This window comes from Acinetobacter sp. WCHA55, assembly GCF_002165305.2.
In the GTDB taxonomy this organism is placed as follows: Bacteria; Pseudomonadota; Gammaproteobacteria; order Pseudomonadales; family Moraxellaceae; genus Acinetobacter.
In genome coordinates, this window is sequence record NZ_CP032285.1 from 176,868 (window position 1) to 193,679 (window position 16,812).

Consider the following 16,812-nt stretch of genomic DNA (forward strand, 5'->3'; position numbering starts at 1 on the left):
TATAACAAAATCCCGCTTTATAAAAAGCAGGATTTGGTCATGGTAACTATAAAGGAAAATAAAGCTAATTTCAGCTTAATTTAAAAATCCATTAAAGCTAAAGAATTTTTAAGTAGGGTCTGTTGACATTTACTGTTCATAATTAACCCTATAAAGGTAGCCATAAAAATATACAGGCTAAAGCAACAGAACTTTGATAATTTCTTTTGAGCTTGTCATATCGAGTAGCTATTCCTCTAAATTGCTTTAATCTACAAAACATATTTTCAACTAAATGCCTGATTTTATATAAATACCAGTCCATATGGTCATTGTTCGATTGGCTATTTGTTTTCTTTGGTATATTCGCTTTAGTCCCTGTTTTCCTGATCTGTTCACGCAGTGGTTCTGAATCATAGCCTTTATCTGCACATACCACTTTTGTCTCTTTTAAATCTAATGTTGATATTAAATCAGGTGCAACTTTAACATCATGTGTGGTTCCATCGGTAATCATGAAATCAATAGGATTGCCATGTGCATCAACAATCAAATGTATTTTTGAGGAGTTTCCTCCTACACTTTTAGAAATAGATTGATTCGCTATACCGGCAGAATGTTGATGAGCACGTACATGAGAGCCATCAATAAAAATCCACTCCATATCGGGGCATGAGGCTAGTAATTTGAATAATCTAAGTAACTTACCGCTGCTTGACCAACGATTAAAACGTTTGAAAATAGAGTTGGAATGACCAAAACAAGAAGGAATATCTCGCCACGGACAGCCTGTTCTAATTCTATAGAGAATAGCTTCAATAAAATTGCGTAAATTTGAGTTGTGGTGAATGGATAAATTACGCAGAATAACTTTCAACTTTTGCCAGTGTTGATCTGTCAGCATGGTACGAGGCATAGCGAATAGTAAAATTGGGTTTGGCGATTTGATTTTACTACTTCGCTATTTTTTTAAACTAAAAGTGTCAACACACCCTAAGCATATTCAAGCGTAAAAAACCTTTAGCACCAGCTACATTAGAGCGAATTGTGAGGGGGATTTTAAAATATATCGTTCACAACCCAAAACCTTACATCGTGGACAATGTGGCGCCAATTCTTACTGAGTGTGCCAATGGTTCAAGTCGTAGATCCATGCCAATAAATGAGCCATTACGTACAATTACAGCAGAAACAAAAGGCGGTACACATGCGCTATACGTGTGTCACCTATCTAAAATGAAAAAGGGGTGCACTGGCCAAGAGCTATCAGAACCATTTCACACGTTAACGACCGTGAATCAGTTTGCGGAAGTACGTGCGCTACTTTTGAAATTTACCGGGCAATTCAACTTTAAGAATGACTTGTTTGAACGTTTCGGCTTAATCGAAATCAATAATGAACATTATTATATTGAAGACATTGGTTTTAGGATGATTCAACCATTTGAGTTGTATAAGGCTCAGGGCTTTCCAAGCAATTACATCTTTACTCATGGTGTAGATGAAAATAACCAAAAAATTAAGCTGACGAAAACTGAGCAATACAGAATGGTAGGTAACTCAGTACCTCCAGATCTATCCCATGCACTTGTCAAAGCAAACTTTAAACATGAAATGAAATATCAAATTGCATCGTAAAAAAAACCTAGCATTGATTGGTCAATGCTAGGTGGGTATAAGACTTTTCAGGGGCTCTTATATTGCAAATGCTAACTGTGCTACTGGTGGCTTTAACATGCCCATTGATGTTAATACATCAGTGTATGTACGTACAGACCAGGTATTCGTTGATATATCAAAATAGATACAACTAAAAATAGTTTTGTACTCAGCGTACAGGGTAATCAAGTCAAAGCTATCGATATTGGCATTTTCAACCCGTTCGCTATATGTTGTACTGTAAGAGACACGCGTTAGATCTTCAGGTGCAAAATAGACAATACGTGCTTTGTCGCCGTGTCGTTCGTGGTTGTATTTGATCGTATTACACTTTGATAATCTCTCAATGTAACGGTCAAAAGATGCAGAATTTTGAACCTCTTTGTAGAGTATTTCCGCTGCATGGTAAATAAAGCAGTTGCTTAACCCAATGCCGTGCGAACTAAGGACTTTTTCTCCATCTGTTTTAAACATCGTGTAGCGTAGATACATCTTGAATACTCCAGGTTTTAAGCAATGAGCTTGATGTATTCATTTTAAAGACTGTTTGGGCTTTAAAATTTTTTCAAAAAAAAACCTAGCTAGGCTAGGTCAAAAGGGTAGAAGTTAATTAAATAACCTGAAGATCCAAAGTCCTAATGCTAAAAATGCTTCTTCCAGCACTTCAATCTTGGTTGTGTATTCAAGTGAATATAGATGTCCAACTTCAGTAACACTCAGTTTCATACGATTAGATAGGTCCAAGTCACTCACATTTAATTTGATCAGTGCATTAAACAAATAAATTAACGAAAAAAAGTTTTTTGATAAAGTTTTTGTGGCTAATAGATTTAATATAATTATCTAATTGGTTAGGTTATAAAAGGTAAAAATTTTGTCTAAATCTGATAATGACAACCCGTGTAAAACCAAAGAGAAACCGTTTTGGAACCATGTCAATACAGATGACTACGAAGAAGAAAACGAATATAAACACCAAGCGCCATCGTTCTTTAAGTATTTATTCAATATGTGCAGAAGCTGGCTAATAGTCATTATCGAAGTGCATATTCTTATTGGTTTTATTCTACTGGTTTTGTACATGTGGAAAGGCGTTTTAGTTTTTAATTAATAACGCTGTTTTTGAACAAACCCAATTCATGAATCTGAAAGCAGTTTGCCGTAGATATTTAACATTCAACGCTATTAAATGCTCAATCTGTTTATGCGATGAATTCCCTCTAAACCATCTGCATATACAAGTGAGTCGGTTCCTGATCTCTGGCCATGGTCTGACCAGGCCTGGAAACCAAAATCACCGCGTCAAAATTTAGTACGCGCAACAGCCTTATATCACTTGAGTTTTTCTAAGATCTAAGTCAATTTTGAACTTCCAATACGACCAGTAGGCAAGTGGCATGCCTACTGGTTTTTATTTTTTGATTGATCATCAGACATGCAAGAAATAGAATTGGTATATATATTCTTTCACCGGTCTTGAGATGTCAGAAAAATCAGAAATACCGCTTAAAGCTGGTGATTTAGTTGAAATTGAAGCTCTTGCTCCTGGTGCACCTAAACGCATTCCAGTGGCGTTAGAGCTGCTGTCGGCTGGATTTGCATCACCAGCACAAGATTTTATTGAAAAGTCGGTCGATCTCAACGAAATGCTGATCACCAATGAGTACTCTACGTTTATTGGTAAAGTAGGCTCTCGTTCCATGCTAAATGCCGGTATAGATATTAACGATAAGCTCATAATCGATAGAAGCTTAGACGCCAAGCATCTAGATATTATTGTTGCTCAGCTAGAAACAGACTTTACCGTTAAGCGGTTGATGATCACCAAGCAAATGTCAGCTGGTGAAATTAATGAAATTTTTGGTCCAGATGCAAAATCTATCCCTCCAGTTTGGCTTAAAGCAGAAAACCAAGAGCACTCACATATTTTTCTAAAACCTGAACAGGAATTGATTGTGTGGGGCGTAGTGACTTACATCATTAAAGACGCACGAAAATGACAAACCGGGTATTTATTCATGTTGATATAAATTCGGCATATTGTTCGATGGAAGCATTTTGGAACCCTAAGTTAAAGGGTAAACCATGCGTTGTCTTAAGCTCTAATGATGGAACAATCATCGCGAGAAGCGCTGAAGCTAAACTCTTAAAAATCCCGATGGGTGCGCCACTCTTTAAGGTCCAAGACATCATCAATAAACATAACGTTCATGTGCTATCGAGCAATTTTGCGCTATATGGCGAAATGTCACGCCGTTTTCATGGAATATTATCTGGTTTTGTAGATCCAAGCTGTTACAGCATTTACAGCATTGATGAAGGCTTTATAGAATTTACTCAATTTACTAAAAACTTTGATGCTACTGAAATGGCACGGGAGATTCGGCATCAAGTATATAAGTTTATTGGCTTAACAACGTGCGTGGGTGTTGGTAGAACACTGACTGAAAGTAAAATGGCCAACAACCTTGCCAAAAAGAATCCAGAATTAAATGGAATCTGTAATTTAGTGACAATGAGCCTGGTAGATGTCGAAAGCTACTATCAAAGCATGCCAGTTGATGAAATATGGGGTGTAGGGCGAAAGTACGCTAAAAAGCTTAATGACATGGGGATTTTAAGTGTGCTGGATCTTGCAACATCCAACCCGAATCGAATGCGTGAACTCTTCAATGTGAATATGCAAAGTACGATTTTAGAATTGCTTGGCCAGCCATGCTTTGAATTTGAAAGTTCACCTAAGGCGAAACAACAGATTGTCTCGAGCAAATCTTTCGGCCAGAAAATTACTGAGCTCTCAATTCTTCAAGAAGCCATCAGCAAATATACCCATAATGCATTCAATCGGCTTGTTGCTGAACACCAGCTATGCGGATCTCTGATTGTTTTCTTGCAATCCAACCCATTTGACCAGTCAAAACCGTATTACAGCAAGTCGTTAACATACACGTTTACCCAACCTACAAACAATTTGATGCAACTGGTTAAAGCTGCCACATCACTGATTGATAAATTGTACAAAGAGGGGATAGAGTTTAAGAAATGTGGCGTGATGTTGTGTGAATTGATAAAAGAAGAACATCGCACGATCGGCCTACTAACTGACGTAGAGCAGCTTGAAAAAGAGCAAGCGTTAATGACGGCGTTTCAAAACATTCAAAGTAAGTTTGGCAAGGCTAAAATTGCTGCTGGATCATGTAATCTGAAAAATAGAGATTGGGAACCTAAGTCAGAACGTCAAAGCCGTAACTATTTTAGTGAGGCTGGTATGATTGTCTTCAATTGATTCATTTGAGGGAATTTGTTGGCAATGACGGGGATGGTCAGACTCGAACTGGCATTCAAGGAATCAAACCTTTGCCTTAAAGAGATTGATCAAATCTCAAAATCAATTGGCTACACCCTCGGAAATATAAGAAATTAAGATTGCTGATAGCTTCTTGGTGATTCAGCTGGTGTACCATCATCATATCGCCAAAATAAGAAGCTTCCACTCCATTCGACTTCACCTGAAGCATAGTCACGGATCTTATCGCTCCAGCGGATAGGTTTAATTTCATGGTCTAAGAATTCATCCCACACAATAAACGCCGTGCCATCTTTGTTTGGGATTTGGTTCTCTATGAAGAACCAGGGTGACTTCACATCAACAGAACAGCGTTTTGTCATTTTGTCTCTCTCACTCTTTTGAGTCGTATGCATATTCATATAAGCCTCAAATCAATTGAAAAGATCCTGGAAACTGTTTTGAACGTCAGATCGTGCGATCGGCGCTGTTTCTTGTTGCTGTGACTGACCATTAAAGTCTCAAAAATGACATTAATGTTCTAAACTTTAACAATATAGTTGTAAACTCAAAGAGGAAGTTTGAATGAATATTACGAAAAAATCAGATTCAATACTTGTGGTATTTTTTAAGTTGTTTCTTTGTAGCAGTGCATTTGTTGCATGTATTTTATTTGGATTTTGGTTGAGTCCAATGCAAGTACCATCCCCAATAGTCATTTTTATATCACTTGCAATCACCGTTTTATTTACTTATTGGATATTTGGAATAGGTAAACTCAAACATAAGTAAATTTACAACTATTATGTCATAAATGGATTGGTTATCTAAACTCAAAGTTCATTGAGTTTAGAACTATAATGTAAATTTACTGAATCATACCTAATGTAAGTTATTGATTTTATGATTCATCAGTTTAAGTCTTTAATGTGCAAAGACATCAGGCAACGACGGGCTGCTGCCGGCCATCAGCGGACGCAGGGAGGACTTTCCGCAACCGGCCGTTCGATGCGGCACCGATGGCCTTCGCGCAGGGGTAGTGAATCCGCCAGGATTGACTTGCGCTGCCCTACCTCTCACTAGTGAGGGGCGGCAGCGCATCAAGCGGTGAGCGCACTCCGGCACCGCCAACTTTCAGCACATGCGTGTAAATCATCGTCGTAGAGACGTCGGAATGGCCGAGCAGATCCTGCACGGTTCGAATGTCGTAACCGCTGCGGAGCAAGGCCGTCGCGAACGAGTGGCGGAGGGTGTGCGGTGTGGCGGGCTTCGTGATGCCTGCTTGTTCTACGGCACGTTTGAAGGCGCGCTGAAAGGTCTGGTCATACATGTGATGGCGACGCACGACACCGCTCCGTGGATCGGTCGAATGCGTGTGCTGCGCAAAAACCCAGAACCACGGCCAGGAATGCCCGGCGCGCGGATACTTCCGCTCAAGGGCGTCGGGAAGCGCAACGCCGCTGCGGCCCTCGGCCTGGTCCTTCAGCCACCATGCCCGTGCACGCGACAGCTGCTCGCGCAGGCTGGGTGCCAAGCTCTCGGGTAACATCAAGGCCCGATCCTTGGAGCCCTTGCCCTCCCGCACGATGATCGTGCCGTGATCGAAATCCAGATCCTTGACCCGCAGTTGCAAACCCTCACTGATCCGCATGCCCGTTCCATACAGAAGCTGGGCGAACAAACGATGCTCGCCTTCCAGAAAACCGAGGATGCGAACCACTTCATCCGGGGTCAGCACCACCGGCAAGCGCCGCGACGGCCGAGGTCTTCCGATCTCCTGAAGCCAGGGCAGATCCGTGCACAGCACCTTGCCGTAGAAGAACAGCAAGGCCGCCAATGCCTGACGATGCGTGGAGACCGAAACCTTGCGCTCGTTCGCCAGCCAGGACAGAAATGCCTCGACTTCGCTGCTGCCCAAGGTTGCCGGGTGACGCACACCGTGGAAACGGATGAAGGCACGAACCCAGTTGACATAAGCCTGTTCGGTTCGTAAACTGTAATGCAAGTAGCGTATGCGCTCACGCAACTGGTCCAGAACCTTGACCGAACGCAGCGGTGGTAACGGCGCAGTGGCGGTTTTCATGGCTTGTTATGACTGTTTTTTTGTACAGTCTATGCCTCGGGCATCCAAGCAGCAAGCGCGTTACGCCGTGGGTCGATGTTTGATGTTATGGAGCAGCAACGATGTTACGCAGCAGGGCAGTCGCCCTAAAACAAAGTTATGCAGCCAAATCCCAACAATTAAGGGTCTTAAAATGGTAAAAGATTGGATTCCCATCTCTCATGATAATTACAAGCAGGTGCAAGGACCGTTCTATCATGGAACCAAAGCCAATTTGGCGATTGGTGACTTGCTAACCACAGGGTTCATCTCTCATTTCGAGGACGGTCGTATTCTTAAGCACATCTACTTTTCAGCCTTGATGGAGCCAGCAGTTTGGGGAGCTGAACTTGCTATGTCACTGTCTGGCCTCGAGGGTCGCGGCTACATATACATAGTTGAGCCAACAGGACCGTTCGAAGACGATCCGAATCTTACGAACAAAAGATTTCCCGGTAATCCAACACAGTCCTATAGAACCTGCGAACCCTTGAGAATTGTTGGCGTTGTTGAAGACTGGGAGGGGCATCCTGTTGAATTAATAAGGGGAATGTTGGATTCGTTGGAGGACTTAAAGCGCCGTGGTTTACACGTCATTGAAGACTAGTCCTTTGCATAACAAAGCCATCAAACCGGACGCCAGAGATTCCGCGCCTGTTGCGCATGGCTTCGCCATTTTATGCGCAATAGGCGCGCCACCCTGTCGCCGTTTATGGCGGCGTTAGGCATCACAAAGTACAGCATCGTGACCAACAGCAACGATTCCGTCACACTGCGCCTCATGACTGAGCATGACCTTGCGATGCTCTATGAGTGGCTAAATCGATCTCATATCGTCGAGTGGTGGGGCGGAGAAGAAGCACGCCCGACACTTGCTGACGTACAGGAACAGTACTTGCCAAGCGTTTTAGCGCAAGAGTCCGTCACTCCATACATTGCAATGCTGAATGGAGAGCCGATTGGGTATGCCCAGTCGTACGTTGCTCTTGGAAGCGGGGACGGATGGTGGGAAGAAGAAACCGATCCAGGAGTACGCGGAATAGACCAGTCACTGGCGAATGCATCACAACTGGGCAAAGGCTTGGGAACCAAGCTGGTTCGAGCTCTGGTTGAGTTGCTGTTCAATGATCCCGAGGTCACCAAGATCCAAACGGACCCGTCGCCGAGCAACTTGCGAGCGATCCGATGCTACGAGAAAGCGGGGTTTGAGAGGCAAGGTACCGTAACCACCCCAGATGGTCCAGCCGTGTACATGGTTCAAACACGCCAGGCATTCGAGCGAACACGCAGTGATGCCTAACCCTTCCATCGAGGGGGACGTCCAAGGGCTGGCGCCCTTGGCCGCCCCTCATGTCAAACGTTAGATGCACTAAGCACATAATTGCTCACAGCCAAACTATCAGGTCAAGTCTGCTTTTATTATTTTTAAGCGTGCATAATAAGCCCTACACAAATTGGGAGATATATCATGAAAGGCTGGCTTTTTCTTGTTATCGCAATAGTTGGCGAAGTAATCGCAACATCCGCATTAAAATCTAGCGAGGGCTTTACTAAGCTTGCCCCTTCCGCCGTTGTCATAATCGGTTATGGCATCGCATTTTATTTTCTTTCTCTGGTTCTGAAATCCATCCCTGTCGGTGTTGCTTATGCAGTCTGGTCGGGACTCGGCGTCGTCATAATTACAGCCATTGCCTGGTTGCTTCATGGGCAAAAGCTTGATGCGTGGGGCTTTGTAGGTATGGGGCTCATAATTGCTGCCTTTTTGCTCGCCCGATCCCCATCGTGGAAGTCGCTGCGGAGGCCGACGCCATGGTGACGGTGTTCGGCATTCTGAATCTCACCGAGGACTCCTTCTTCGATGAGAGCCGGCGGCTAGACCCCGCCGGCGCTGTCACCGCGGCGATCGAAATGCTGCGAGTCGGATCAGACGTCGTGGATGTCGGACCGGCCGCCAGCCATCCGGACGCGAGGCCTGTATCGCCGGCCGATGAGATCAGACGTATTGCGCCGCTCTTAGACGCCCTGTCCGATCAGATGCACCGTGTTTCAATCGACAGCTTCCAACCGGAAACCCAGCGCTATGCGCTCAAGCGCGGCGTGGGCTACCTGAACGATATCCAAGGATTTCCTGACCCTGCGCTCTATCCCGATATTGCTGAGGCGGACTGCAGGCTGGTGGTTATGCACTCAGCGCAGCGGGATGGCATCGCCACCCGCACCGGTCACCTTCGACCCGAAGACGCGCTCGACGAGATTGTGCGGTTCTTCGAGGCGCGGGTTTCCGCCTTGCGACGGAGCGGGGTCGCTGCCGACCGGCTCATCCTCGATCCGGGGATGGGATTTTTCTTGAGCCCCGCACCGGAAACATCGCTGCACGTGCTGTCGAACCTTCAAAAGCTGAAGTCGGCGTTGGGGCTTCCGCTATTGGTCTCGGTGTCGCGGAAATCCTTCTTGGGCGCCACCGTTGGCCTTCCTGTAAAGGATCTGGGTCCAGCGAGCCTTGCGGCGGAACTTCACGCGATCGGCAATGGCGCTGACTACGTCCGCACCCACGCGCCTGGAGATCTGCGAAGCGCAATCACCTTCTCGGAAACCCTCGCGAAATTTCGCAGTCGCGACGCCAGAGACCGAGGGTTAAATCATGCCTAGCATTCACCTTCCGGCCGCCCGCTAAATATCTCCTTTTGGGTTGTTAATAAAACATCCAATAAGTTGACTGTGCGTGAAAAAGAAAGTTTTGTGTGATGGCGTTGAAGATCGCACCGTTAAGCTCTTATGTGGGATGGTGCAGAGCTCGACGACTACCGATAAAACGCAACCGCCGCAAACAGACAAGAAAAAGCCCCAACTGATAACAGTTGGGGCTTCAGTATTGTGATTGGTGGAGCAATAGCACCCTGAACCCAAAACCTTCTCGCTCAACCGGTAGTGGCTGATAACAACTCGTGAGGGCTATTGCGGGTTAAGCATTTAGCGATGTCTAGGGCCAGACTGGACGTCTGAACGCAAGCCGCTGATACTGTACATAACCACAGTATCAGCGGAGGATACCCATGTCGCTGGCAAGGAACGCCACGGCGAGTCAATCGCCCACTCAAACAAACGGTTACGAACGCCACCAACCCGACCAGACGCTGCTCTACCAGCTGGTTGAGCAGCACTACCCAGCCTTCAAAGCCTCACTCGAAGCCCAAGGTCAACACCTGCCTCGCTACATCCAACAAGAATTCAACGACCTCCTCCAATGTGGCCGTCTGGAGTATGGTTTCATGCGGGTTCGCTGCGAGGATTGTCATCACGAGCGTCTGGTCGCCTTCAGCTGTAAACGACGCGGCTTTTGCCCTAGCTGCGGTGCCCGCCGGATGGCCGAGAGTACGGCGCTGCTGATAGACGAAGTCTTCCCCAAGGAGCCCATTCGCCAGTGGGTGCTCAGCTTTCCTTTCCAGCTACGCTTTTTGCTGGCTCGCCATCCCCAGCTGATGGGCCAGGTCTTGAGTATCGTCTATCGTACACTCTCAACTCATCTGATCAAAAAAGCCGGTTACACCAAAGCCTCTGCACAAACTGGCTCAGTGACTCTTATCCAACGCTTTGGCTCCGCGCTAAATCTCAATGTCCACTACCACATGCTGTTTCTCGATGGTGTCTATGCCGAAGATGACTATGGCAAGCAACGCTTCCATCGTGTCAAGGCACCCACTTACGATGAGCTGAATACGCTCGCTCACACCCTCAGCCATCGCATCGCTCGCTGCATGGAAAAGCGTGGGATTTTGGAGCGTGATGCCGAGAATACGTGGTTGACACTGGAAGAGGGCGAAGACGATACGCTGACTCAATTACATGGTGCTTCGGTTACGTATCGCATTGCCGTCGGCCCCCAGCAAGGGCGCAAAGTCTTCACCCTGCAAACCTTGCCAGGGCGTGAGGATAAAGCCGACTCAAGCAGTCGAGTAGCCAACCATGCTGGTTTCTCGCTACACGCCGGTGTGATGGCCGAAGCGCATCAGCGGGATAAGCTTGAGCGCTTGTGTCGCTACATTAGTCGGCCAGCGGTTTCAGAAAAACGTCTGGCATTAACCGCCAATGGGCAGGTGCGTTACGAGCTCAAAACTCCGTACCGCAATGGCACCACCCATGTGATCTTCGAGCCGCTGGACTTCATCGCCAAACTCGCTGCGTTGGTACCTAAGCCGCGAGTCAACCTCACACGCTTCCACGGCGTCTTTGCACCGAACAGCAAACACCGAGTTCAAGTAACACCCGCCAAGCGGGGCAAGAAGCCCGACAAATCGGAAGGTCTCGATACTAACTGGCGTGACAAGAGTCCTGCAGAGCGCCACCGCGCCATGACCTGGATGCAACGCCTCAAGCGAGTCTTCAATATTGATATTGAAGTCTGCGAACACTGCGGCGGTCACGTCAAAGTGATTGCCAGCATCGAAGATCCGAAGGTCATTGAGCAGATTCTCAAGCATCTGAAACAGAAAACAGCCAAGGCGAATGCCGCCAAGCAGCGTGAGCTGCCACCAGAACGAGCGCCGCCACTGACTCCCAGCCTGTTCGATCCATCACAGAGTCGTCTCTTTGACTGACGACCCCAAATCCAACACTGCTCAACACTGCCAACTTTTAAACGGGGCGGTGGGGCAGTTTGTATCTCTCGAGCTATCAGGCTAGAGATTTTACCGCCAAATCGAACCTTATTAGAGCGGTTTAGGCTGGACCGGCAGTTAAAATTGGGGCTTGAGCGGTAAACGAGTGAGGGAATTTCAGGTAAGATACTTCGGATGAGGAGCAAAAAGGTGGTTTATACTTCCTATACCCTTTATACTTCCTATACCCTAAAAAGGCAGCTTTGGCTGCCTTTTGTATAATTCATATCGACTTATCAAAAGGACAATCCGATGAATGTCATTATAAAAGCTGTAGTTACTGCCTCGACGCTACTGATGGTATCTTTTAGTTCATTCGAAACCTCAGCGCAATCCCCACTGTTAAAAGAGCAAATTGAATCCATAGTCATTGGAAAAAAAGCCACTGTAGGCGTTGCAGTGTGGGGGCCTGACGATCTGGAACCTTTACTGATTAATCCTTTTGAAAAATTCCCAATGCAAAGTGTATTTAAATTGCATTTAGCTATGTTGGTACTGCATCAGGTTGATCAGGGAAAGTTGGATTTAAATCAGACCGTTATCGTAAACAGGGCTAAGGTTTTACAGAATACCTGGGCTCCGATAATGAAAGCGTATCAGGGAGACGAGTTTAGTGTTCCAGTGCAGCAACTGCTGCAATACTCGGTCTCGCACAGCGATAACGTGGCCTGTGATTTGTTATTTGAACTGGTTGGTGGACCAGCTGCTTTGCATGACTATATCCAGTCTATGGGTATAAAGGAGACCGCTGTGGTCGCAAATGAAGCGCAGATGCACGCCGATGATCAGGTGCAGTATCAAAACTGGACCTCGATGAAAGGTGCTGCAGAGATCCTGAAAAAGTTTGAGCAAAAAACACAGCTGTCTGAAACCTCGCAGGCTTTGTTATGGAAGTGGATGGTCGAAACCACCACAGGACCAGAGCGGTTAAAAGGTTTGTTACCAGCTGGTACTGTGGTCGCACATAAAACTGGTACTTCGGGTATCAAAGCCGGAAAAACTGCGGCCACTAATGATTTAGGTATCATTCTGTTGCCTGATGGACGGCCCTTGCTGGTTGCTGTTTTTGTGAAAGACTCAGCCGAGTCAAGCCGAACCAATGAAGCTATCATTGCGCAGGTTGCTCAGACTGCGTATCAATTTGAATTGAAAAAGCTTTCTGCCCTAAGCCCAAATTAACAGACTATCAGCACTATCTAAGCCGCTGACTCTGGTTGTACACTAAAGCTATGGTTTGAAATTGGAGTAGGTTATGCAGTTATTAGGTTCAGTGGCTTCCCCTTTTGTTCGTCGTTTACGTTTAGTACTGGCAGGGCAACCTTATCAGTTTGTAGCGCTTAATATTTTTGAGTCTGAAGGCCGTTCAGTGTTGGTACAACATAATCCGGCACGCAAAGTGCCTGTGTTAGTGGATGGAGAGCAGGTTATTTTTGATTCAGGCGTAATTTATCGTTATTTGGCTTCGAAACTGAAATTCAAACCATTGAGCTGGGATCAGGAAAACGGTCTGACGACCATCAATGCCTGCACAGACTCCTTGGTTGAATTACTGCTTTGTAAGCGCTCAGGTTTTGACGTGACTGAAGATAAATTGTTTTTTAATCTTCAGCATGAGCGAATTCAGGCGACGCTAGAGGCACTTGAGCAACAAATCAGGGCAGGGCATTTCGGTGACTGGGACTATCCTGGTATCAGTCTGTTCACTTTAATCGACTGGATATTGTTCCGCGATTTAGTCGACTTAAAACCCTTCCCTGTATTATTACAGTTCAGAAATGCGCATTTAAACCGGCCGATGGTCGCTGAAACCGACCCGCGTTTAAGCTAAAAACAACAGGTCAGAGCCAAGACTCTGACCTTTATTATTTATTCCACACCAATAAAGCCGCCGGTTTGATGCGCCCATAATTGAGCGTAAATACCGCCTTTGGCGATCAGTTCCTGATGACTGCCTTGTTCCACAATACGACCTTGATCCAGAACGATCAGCCTGTCCATAGCTGCTATGGTAGATAAACGGTGTGCAATGGCTATAACCGTTTTGCCTATCATCAACTGAGTCAGACTATGCTGAATAGCTGATTCTACTTCGGAGTCCAGCGCTGAGGTGGCTTCATCCAAAATCAGAATAGGGGCGTTTTTCAGTAAAACCCGAGCTATTGCAATACGTTGACGTTGACCACCAGAAAGCTTGACTCCACGTTCGCCCACCTGAGCGTCGTAGCCACTGTTGCCTTTAGGATCGGTAAGCTCCTGAATAAAAGCATCGGCTTCGGCTAAACGGGCTGCTTCAATCATTTCCGCTTCGGTAGCGCCAGGACGACCATATAAAATATTTTCCCTTACAGTACGGTGTAGCAGGGAGGTATCCTGGGTCACCATAGCTATATGAGCGCGAAGACTTTCCTGTGATACAGTTTTGATGTCCTGACCGTCTATCAAAATCTGGCCTGAATTGACATCATAAAAGCGCAGCAGTAAGTTCACCAGCGTGGATTTACCAGCACCAGAACGGCCGACTAAACCTACGTTTTCACGGGGTTTAATCGACAAGTCCAGACCATCAATCACAGGACCATGTTCACCTGCTGCTTTGCCGTAGTTAAAGTTCAGTTGCTTAAACTCAATCTGACCTTGTGGCACTTCAAGCGGCTTCGCATCAGCTTTGTCGATGATTTGCTGAGGCTGAGACAAAGTCGCAATACCATCTGCCACAGTACCTATGTTTTCAAACAGTGCACTGACTTCCCACATGATCCACTGCGACATACCATTTAAACGCAGCGCCAGACTGACTGCGATGGCAATAGAGCCCACAGTGACGGCATTGACAGACCAAAGCCATATCGCCAGCGTGGCAATAGAGAACACCAACAGATAGTTCAGACCCTGCACACAAATATTGAGCCAGGTAGCCAGTCGCATTTGTCTGTACACAGGCACCAGAAACAGCTGCATGCTATCGCGGGCGTATTCTGACTCACGAGCCGTGTGTGAAAACAGTTTAATAGTGCTGATATTGGTGTAGCTGTCGACAATACGGCCTGTCATTTCTGAACGGGCATCGGCTTGTTCTGTTGCAACTTGTTTCAGTCTCGGCACAAAATAAAACTGCAAGCCGGTGTATATGACTAACCAGGCAATCATCGGCAGTACCAAGCGCCAATCTGCATCGGCGATCAGATACAACATAGAGCCAAAATACACCACCACATACACCATCACATCCAGCAGCTTGGTGGCCGTTTCGCGCACTGCCAAAGCCGTTTGCATCACTTTAGTGGCGATGCGACCAGCGAATTCATTCTGGTAGAAACCCAAACTTTGTTTCAGTAAATAACGATGCGCCAGCCAGCGGATCGACATAGGGTAGTTACCCAATATAGTTTGGTGGATCAGGGCTGAGTGAAAAAATACCAAACCAGGCAACACCAGCAACATCACTATGGCCATAGTGATCAAGGTATCCTGCTCTTCCTGCCAGAAAGTAGCCGGATTCTTGGTTACCAACCAATCGACTAATTGCCCCATATAGCCAAATAAGGACACTTCTAATGCGGCCAGTAAGGCTGTCGCAATAGACATCAGGATCAGAGGCAACACCATGCCTTGACTGTAATGCAAACAAAATGCAAACAGGCCTTGAGGTGGCTGAGTTGGCTCTTTATCAGGGAAAGGGTTGGTTAAGCGTTCAAAAAAGCCCAGCATAAAATTCCTCTGCAGCAACGAAAAAGGCAGTTATGGTACGTCAAAGTTTAAAAAACAGATGTAACTATTTGATGAAAGCCCGGTTTAGAACGGCCATCTTATTTTATAACCGATAGCTTGTGACTCGCTTTTTTGCTGAACAGAACAGCAGATTGTTGAAAATAAATACAAAAAATCTGAAAAATCCAAAAGATGCTATATCACATGAACTCAGCAGCTTAGATTTATTGAAGGACCGTTAATAGGTAATAACTGGAAAATCTATAACTTAGCTTCTGTTTTGTCAGCTTGCAAAGGACTTTTTGCTTTCTACACTGAAAATACAGAGTACCCGAATCAGGGTGTTGTCTCGTCTTACAGGAGTGTTGAAATGGATGCCAAAGAATTATTGGTCTACATGAAGCAGGCAGAACTGCAAGCTGAGTTAGTCGTTGAGGCTGGTCAGCAACTGGACAGAGCCATCAAACAATTACATGACTGGTCTGAAGACTGGGATTGTCAGCGCCGGGCTTGTGAAGATATGTACGATGCCGTGCATTTAATTCTGATCCATAGCTATCAATTATCCCGGATTTTCTGGCCCGCCAAGTGTTGCGGAGAACTGGGGCTGGATTTGTGTCATAGAGCCATGGCGCTGCGAAGTGAAATCAACCTGCCTGATCTAAACCATCCACTGCGGAATGAGGCGTTATGGCGTCATGCAGATGAGCTGGATCATTCAGTGCGGGATAATACTGCTCTGCGTCGTTATCAAGCGCATCATTTAACCGGTTTTAATCAGGTGATCACCTGGATGGATAATGAAGCCATGTTTTGCTGGCTTGAACCTGCCAGTAAAACCTTTGTGTTTCATGCCGAGGAGTTTGCTTTAGCCCAATTACTGGATGCTGTGCATCAGGTTCAGCAAGATATTCAGAATTTTCTTAACAAGCAGCATCAGTCAAATCTAAAGGTGGCCAAAGCTGGCGTGCATCACTATGAGAAGCAGTGGGGGGCATTTAAAATAAGACAAGACAGATCTTGTCCACAGCTTTGTTGTTATGACTACTTATCTAATTTAATAAATCCGTAGGCAGAAATCTCGCTGAGCTTATGTTCTCTGATCTTTTTTGCGACTTCTGCTTGGTAGTCTTCAATGTACAGGTGCAAAAAATCTTTAAACTCTTCATCCAAAGCACGTCTATCCACAGAGTTACCGAACCGTTGCGCTTCGTATGCAAGCAGGCATAATCTATGCGCCCGGATCTCCATATCAGCGGCCACCTGCTTTTCGATAATGTTTAATGCATCTGACATTCCAATCAACTTCTTGTAGAAAAACAGACTTAACAGTAAAAAGCCAAACGTAATTGCAGACATAACAAAAGTCAGCATTCCTGAAGTTCCTTTCTGTGCTTGACGGCTCCTGATATGGACCATAAAAA

General features: G+C 45.8%; 18 protein-coding genes. 12 read left to right on the forward strand and 6 right to left on the reverse strand.

The features are described from left to right. Positions 1–148: 148 nt before the first annotated feature. Complete coding sequence (locus tag CDG62_RS01760; RefSeq protein WP_005262957.1) at positions 149–895, reverse strand: IS5-like element ISAba31 family transposase; 747 nt, start codon at positions 893–895, stop codon at positions 149–151. 188 nt (positions 896–1,083) lie between these two features. Here CDG62_RS01760 and CDG62_RS01765 point away from each other — a divergent pair, with 188 nt between their 5' ends. Further along, positions 1,084–1,617 (forward strand): DNA cytosine methyltransferase, encoded by a 534-nt coding sequence (locus tag CDG62_RS01765; protein ID WP_227520117.1) that lies wholly within the window; start codon positions 1,084–1,086, stop codon positions 1,615–1,617. 57 nt (positions 1,618–1,674) lie between these two features. Here CDG62_RS01765 and CDG62_RS01770 read toward each other — a convergent pair whose 3' ends face one another. Continuing rightward, positions 1,675–2,130: a hypothetical protein gene (locus CDG62_RS01770; RefSeq protein ID WP_033917523.1), complete on the reverse strand. Its 456-nt coding sequence runs from the start codon at positions 2,128–2,130 to the stop codon at positions 1,675–1,677. Positions 2,131–2,512: 382 nt separating this feature from the next. On the opposite strand from CDG62_RS01770, the gene CDG62_RS01775 reads away from it, so the two are divergent. The 3 genes from CDG62_RS01775 to CDG62_RS01785 all read left to right on the forward strand — a co-directional run bounded on the left by CDG62_RS01775 (position 2,513) and on the right by CDG62_RS01785 (position 4,924). Further along, positions 2,513–2,749: a hypothetical protein gene (locus tag CDG62_RS01775; protein WP_038350011.1), complete on the forward strand. Its 237-nt coding sequence runs from the start codon at positions 2,513–2,515 to the stop codon at positions 2,747–2,749. Positions 2,750–3,119: 370 nt separating this feature from the next. Continuing rightward, the gene (gene umuD, locus CDG62_RS01780) at positions 3,120–3,638 is read left to right on the forward strand and encodes a translesion error-prone DNA polymerase V autoproteolytic subunit (protein WP_033917549.1); all 519 of its coding nucleotides are present in this window, start codon (positions 3,120–3,122) and stop codon (positions 3,636–3,638) included. Then, positions 3,635–4,924 (forward strand): Y-family DNA polymerase, encoded by a 1,290-nt coding sequence (locus CDG62_RS01785; protein ID WP_043041780.1) that lies wholly within the window; start codon positions 3,635–3,637, stop codon positions 4,922–4,924. The genes umuD and CDG62_RS01785 overlap by 4 nt, the downstream gene beginning before the upstream one ends. 134 nt (positions 4,925–5,058) lie before the next feature. Here the strand turns inward: CDG62_RS01785 and CDG62_RS01790 are convergent, their stop codons facing one another. Both CDG62_RS01790 and intI1 read right to left on the reverse strand, forming a co-directional pair. Beyond that, positions 5,059–5,307 (reverse strand): hypothetical protein, encoded by a 249-nt coding sequence (locus CDG62_RS01790; protein ID WP_042893682.1) that lies wholly within the window; start codon positions 5,305–5,307, stop codon positions 5,059–5,061. Between the two features lie 686 nt (positions 5,308–5,993). Next, a complete protein-coding gene (gene intI1 / locus CDG62_RS01805) occupies positions 5,994–7,007 on the reverse strand; it encodes a class 1 integron integrase IntI1 (RefSeq protein ID WP_000845054.1) in 1,014 nt (337 codons plus the stop codon). A 172-nt stretch (positions 7,008–7,179) separates the two neighbouring features. Between intI1 and CDG62_RS01810 the strand changes: the two genes are divergently transcribed. The 7 genes from CDG62_RS01810 (at position 7,180) to CDG62_RS01840 (ending at position 13,508) form a co-directional block, all read left to right on the forward strand. After that, positions 7,180–7,632 carry an NAD(+)--rifampin ADP-ribosyltransferase Arr-3 gene (locus CDG62_RS01810; protein ID WP_001749986.1) on the forward strand — a complete coding sequence of 151 codons (453 nt, stop codon included), beginning with the start codon at positions 7,180–7,182 and terminating at the stop codon, positions 7,630–7,632. 105 nt (positions 7,633–7,737) lie between these two features. Continuing rightward, a complete protein-coding gene (aac(6')-Ib, locus tag CDG62_RS01815; protein ID WP_033917551.1) occupies positions 7,738–8,325 on the forward strand; it encodes an AAC(6')-Ib family aminoglycoside 6'-N-acetyltransferase in 588 nt (195 codons plus the stop codon). 168 nt (positions 8,326–8,493) lie between these two features. Beyond that, positions 8,494–8,841, forward strand: coding sequence for a quaternary ammonium compound efflux SMR transporter QacE delta 1 (locus CDG62_RS01820; RefSeq protein WP_000679427.1), 348 nt, complete (start codon positions 8,494–8,496; stop codon positions 8,839–8,841). Beyond that, positions 8,835–9,674 (forward strand): sulfonamide-resistant dihydropteroate synthase Sul1, encoded by an 840-nt coding sequence (gene sul1, locus CDG62_RS01825; protein WP_087528857.1) that lies wholly within the window; start codon positions 8,835–8,837, stop codon positions 9,672–9,674. Before CDG62_RS01820 ends, sul1 begins: the two co-directional genes overlap by 7 nt. A 404-nt stretch (positions 9,675–10,078) precedes the next feature. Beyond that, positions 10,079–11,620, forward strand: coding sequence for an IS91-like element ISCR1 family transposase (locus CDG62_RS01830; protein WP_087528856.1), 1,542 nt, complete (start codon positions 10,079–10,081; stop codon positions 11,618–11,620). 312 nt (positions 11,621–11,932) lie between these two features. Then, a complete protein-coding gene (locus CDG62_RS01835) occupies positions 11,933–12,859 on the forward strand; it encodes an inhibitor-resistant extended-spectrum class A beta-lactamase PER-1 (protein WP_001100753.1) in 927 nt (308 codons plus the stop codon). 73 nt (positions 12,860–12,932) lie between these two features. Then, the gene (locus tag CDG62_RS01840; protein WP_001176353.1) at positions 12,933–13,508 is read left to right on the forward strand and encodes a glutathione S-transferase family protein; all 576 of its coding nucleotides are present in this window, start codon (positions 12,933–12,935) and stop codon (positions 13,506–13,508) included. 38 nt (positions 13,509–13,546) lie between these two features. Here the strand turns inward: CDG62_RS01840 and CDG62_RS01845 are convergent, their stop codons facing one another. After that, complete coding sequence (locus CDG62_RS01845; protein ID WP_087528855.1) at positions 13,547–15,388, reverse strand: ABC transporter ATP-binding protein; 1,842 nt, start codon at positions 15,386–15,388, stop codon at positions 13,547–13,549. Between the two features lie 370 nt (positions 15,389–15,758). Here CDG62_RS01845 and CDG62_RS01850 point away from each other — a divergent pair, with 370 nt between their 5' ends. Next, positions 15,759–16,460 (forward strand): hypothetical protein, encoded by a 702-nt coding sequence (locus CDG62_RS01850; RefSeq protein ID WP_032495674.1) that lies wholly within the window; start codon positions 15,759–15,761, stop codon positions 16,458–16,460. Here CDG62_RS01850 and CDG62_RS01855 read toward each other — a convergent pair. Then, positions 16,433–16,762 carry a hypothetical protein gene (locus tag CDG62_RS01855; protein WP_033917513.1) on the reverse strand — a complete coding sequence of 110 codons (330 nt, stop codon included), beginning with the start codon at positions 16,760–16,762 and terminating at the stop codon, positions 16,433–16,435. The two genes, CDG62_RS01850 and CDG62_RS01855, sit on opposite strands and share 28 nt — an antisense overlap. Positions 16,763–16,812: the final 50 nt, after the last annotated feature.

Bases quoted from the DNA above. Each gene is read 5' to 3' on its own strand.
- CDG62_RS01760 (WP_005262957.1), bottom strand. From the start codon at position 895: ATGCCTCGTACCATGCTGACAGATCAACACTGGCAAAAGTTGAAAGTT.
- CDG62_RS01770 (WP_033917523.1), bottom strand. From the start codon at position 2,130: ATGTATCTACGCTACACGATGTTTAAAACAGATGGAGAAAAAGTCCTT.
- umuD (WP_033917549.1), top strand. From the start codon at position 3,120: ATGTCAGAAAAATCAGAAATACCGCTTAAAGCTGGTGATTTAGTTGAA.
- CDG62_RS01785 (WP_043041780.1), top strand. From the start codon at position 3,635: ATGACAAACCGGGTATTTATTCATGTTGATATAAATTCGGCATATTGT.
- CDG62_RS01790 (WP_042893682.1), bottom strand. From the start codon at position 5,307: ATGACAAAACGCTGTTCTGTTGATGTGAAGTCACCCTGGTTCTTCATA.
- intI1 (WP_000845054.1), bottom strand. From the start codon at position 7,007: ATGAAAACCGCCACTGCGCCGTTACCACCGCTGCGTTCGGTCAAGGTT.
- CDG62_RS01810 (WP_001749986.1), top strand. From the start codon at position 7,180: ATGGTAAAAGATTGGATTCCCATCTCTCATGATAATTACAAGCAGGTG.
- CDG62_RS01820 (WP_000679427.1), top strand. From the start codon at position 8,494: ATGAAAGGCTGGCTTTTTCTTGTTATCGCAATAGTTGGCGAAGTAATC.
- sul1 (WP_087528857.1), top strand. From the start codon at position 8,835: ATGGTGACGGTGTTCGGCATTCTGAATCTCACCGAGGACTCCTTCTTC.
- CDG62_RS01830 (WP_087528856.1), top strand. From the start codon at position 10,079: ATGTCGCTGGCAAGGAACGCCACGGCGAGTCAATCGCCCACTCAAACA.
- CDG62_RS01835 (WP_001100753.1), top strand. From the start codon at position 11,933: ATGAATGTCATTATAAAAGCTGTAGTTACTGCCTCGACGCTACTGATG.
- CDG62_RS01840 (WP_001176353.1), top strand. From the start codon at position 12,933: ATGCAGTTATTAGGTTCAGTGGCTTCCCCTTTTGTTCGTCGTTTACGT.
- CDG62_RS01845 (WP_087528855.1), bottom strand. From the start codon at position 15,388: ATGCTGGGCTTTTTTGAACGCTTAACCAACCCTTTCCCTGATAAAGAG.
- CDG62_RS01850 (WP_032495674.1), top strand. From the start codon at position 15,759: ATGGATGCCAAAGAATTATTGGTCTACATGAAGCAGGCAGAACTGCAA.
- CDG62_RS01855 (WP_033917513.1), bottom strand. From the start codon at position 16,762: ATGCTGACTTTTGTTATGTCTGCAATTACGTTTGGCTTTTTACTGTTA.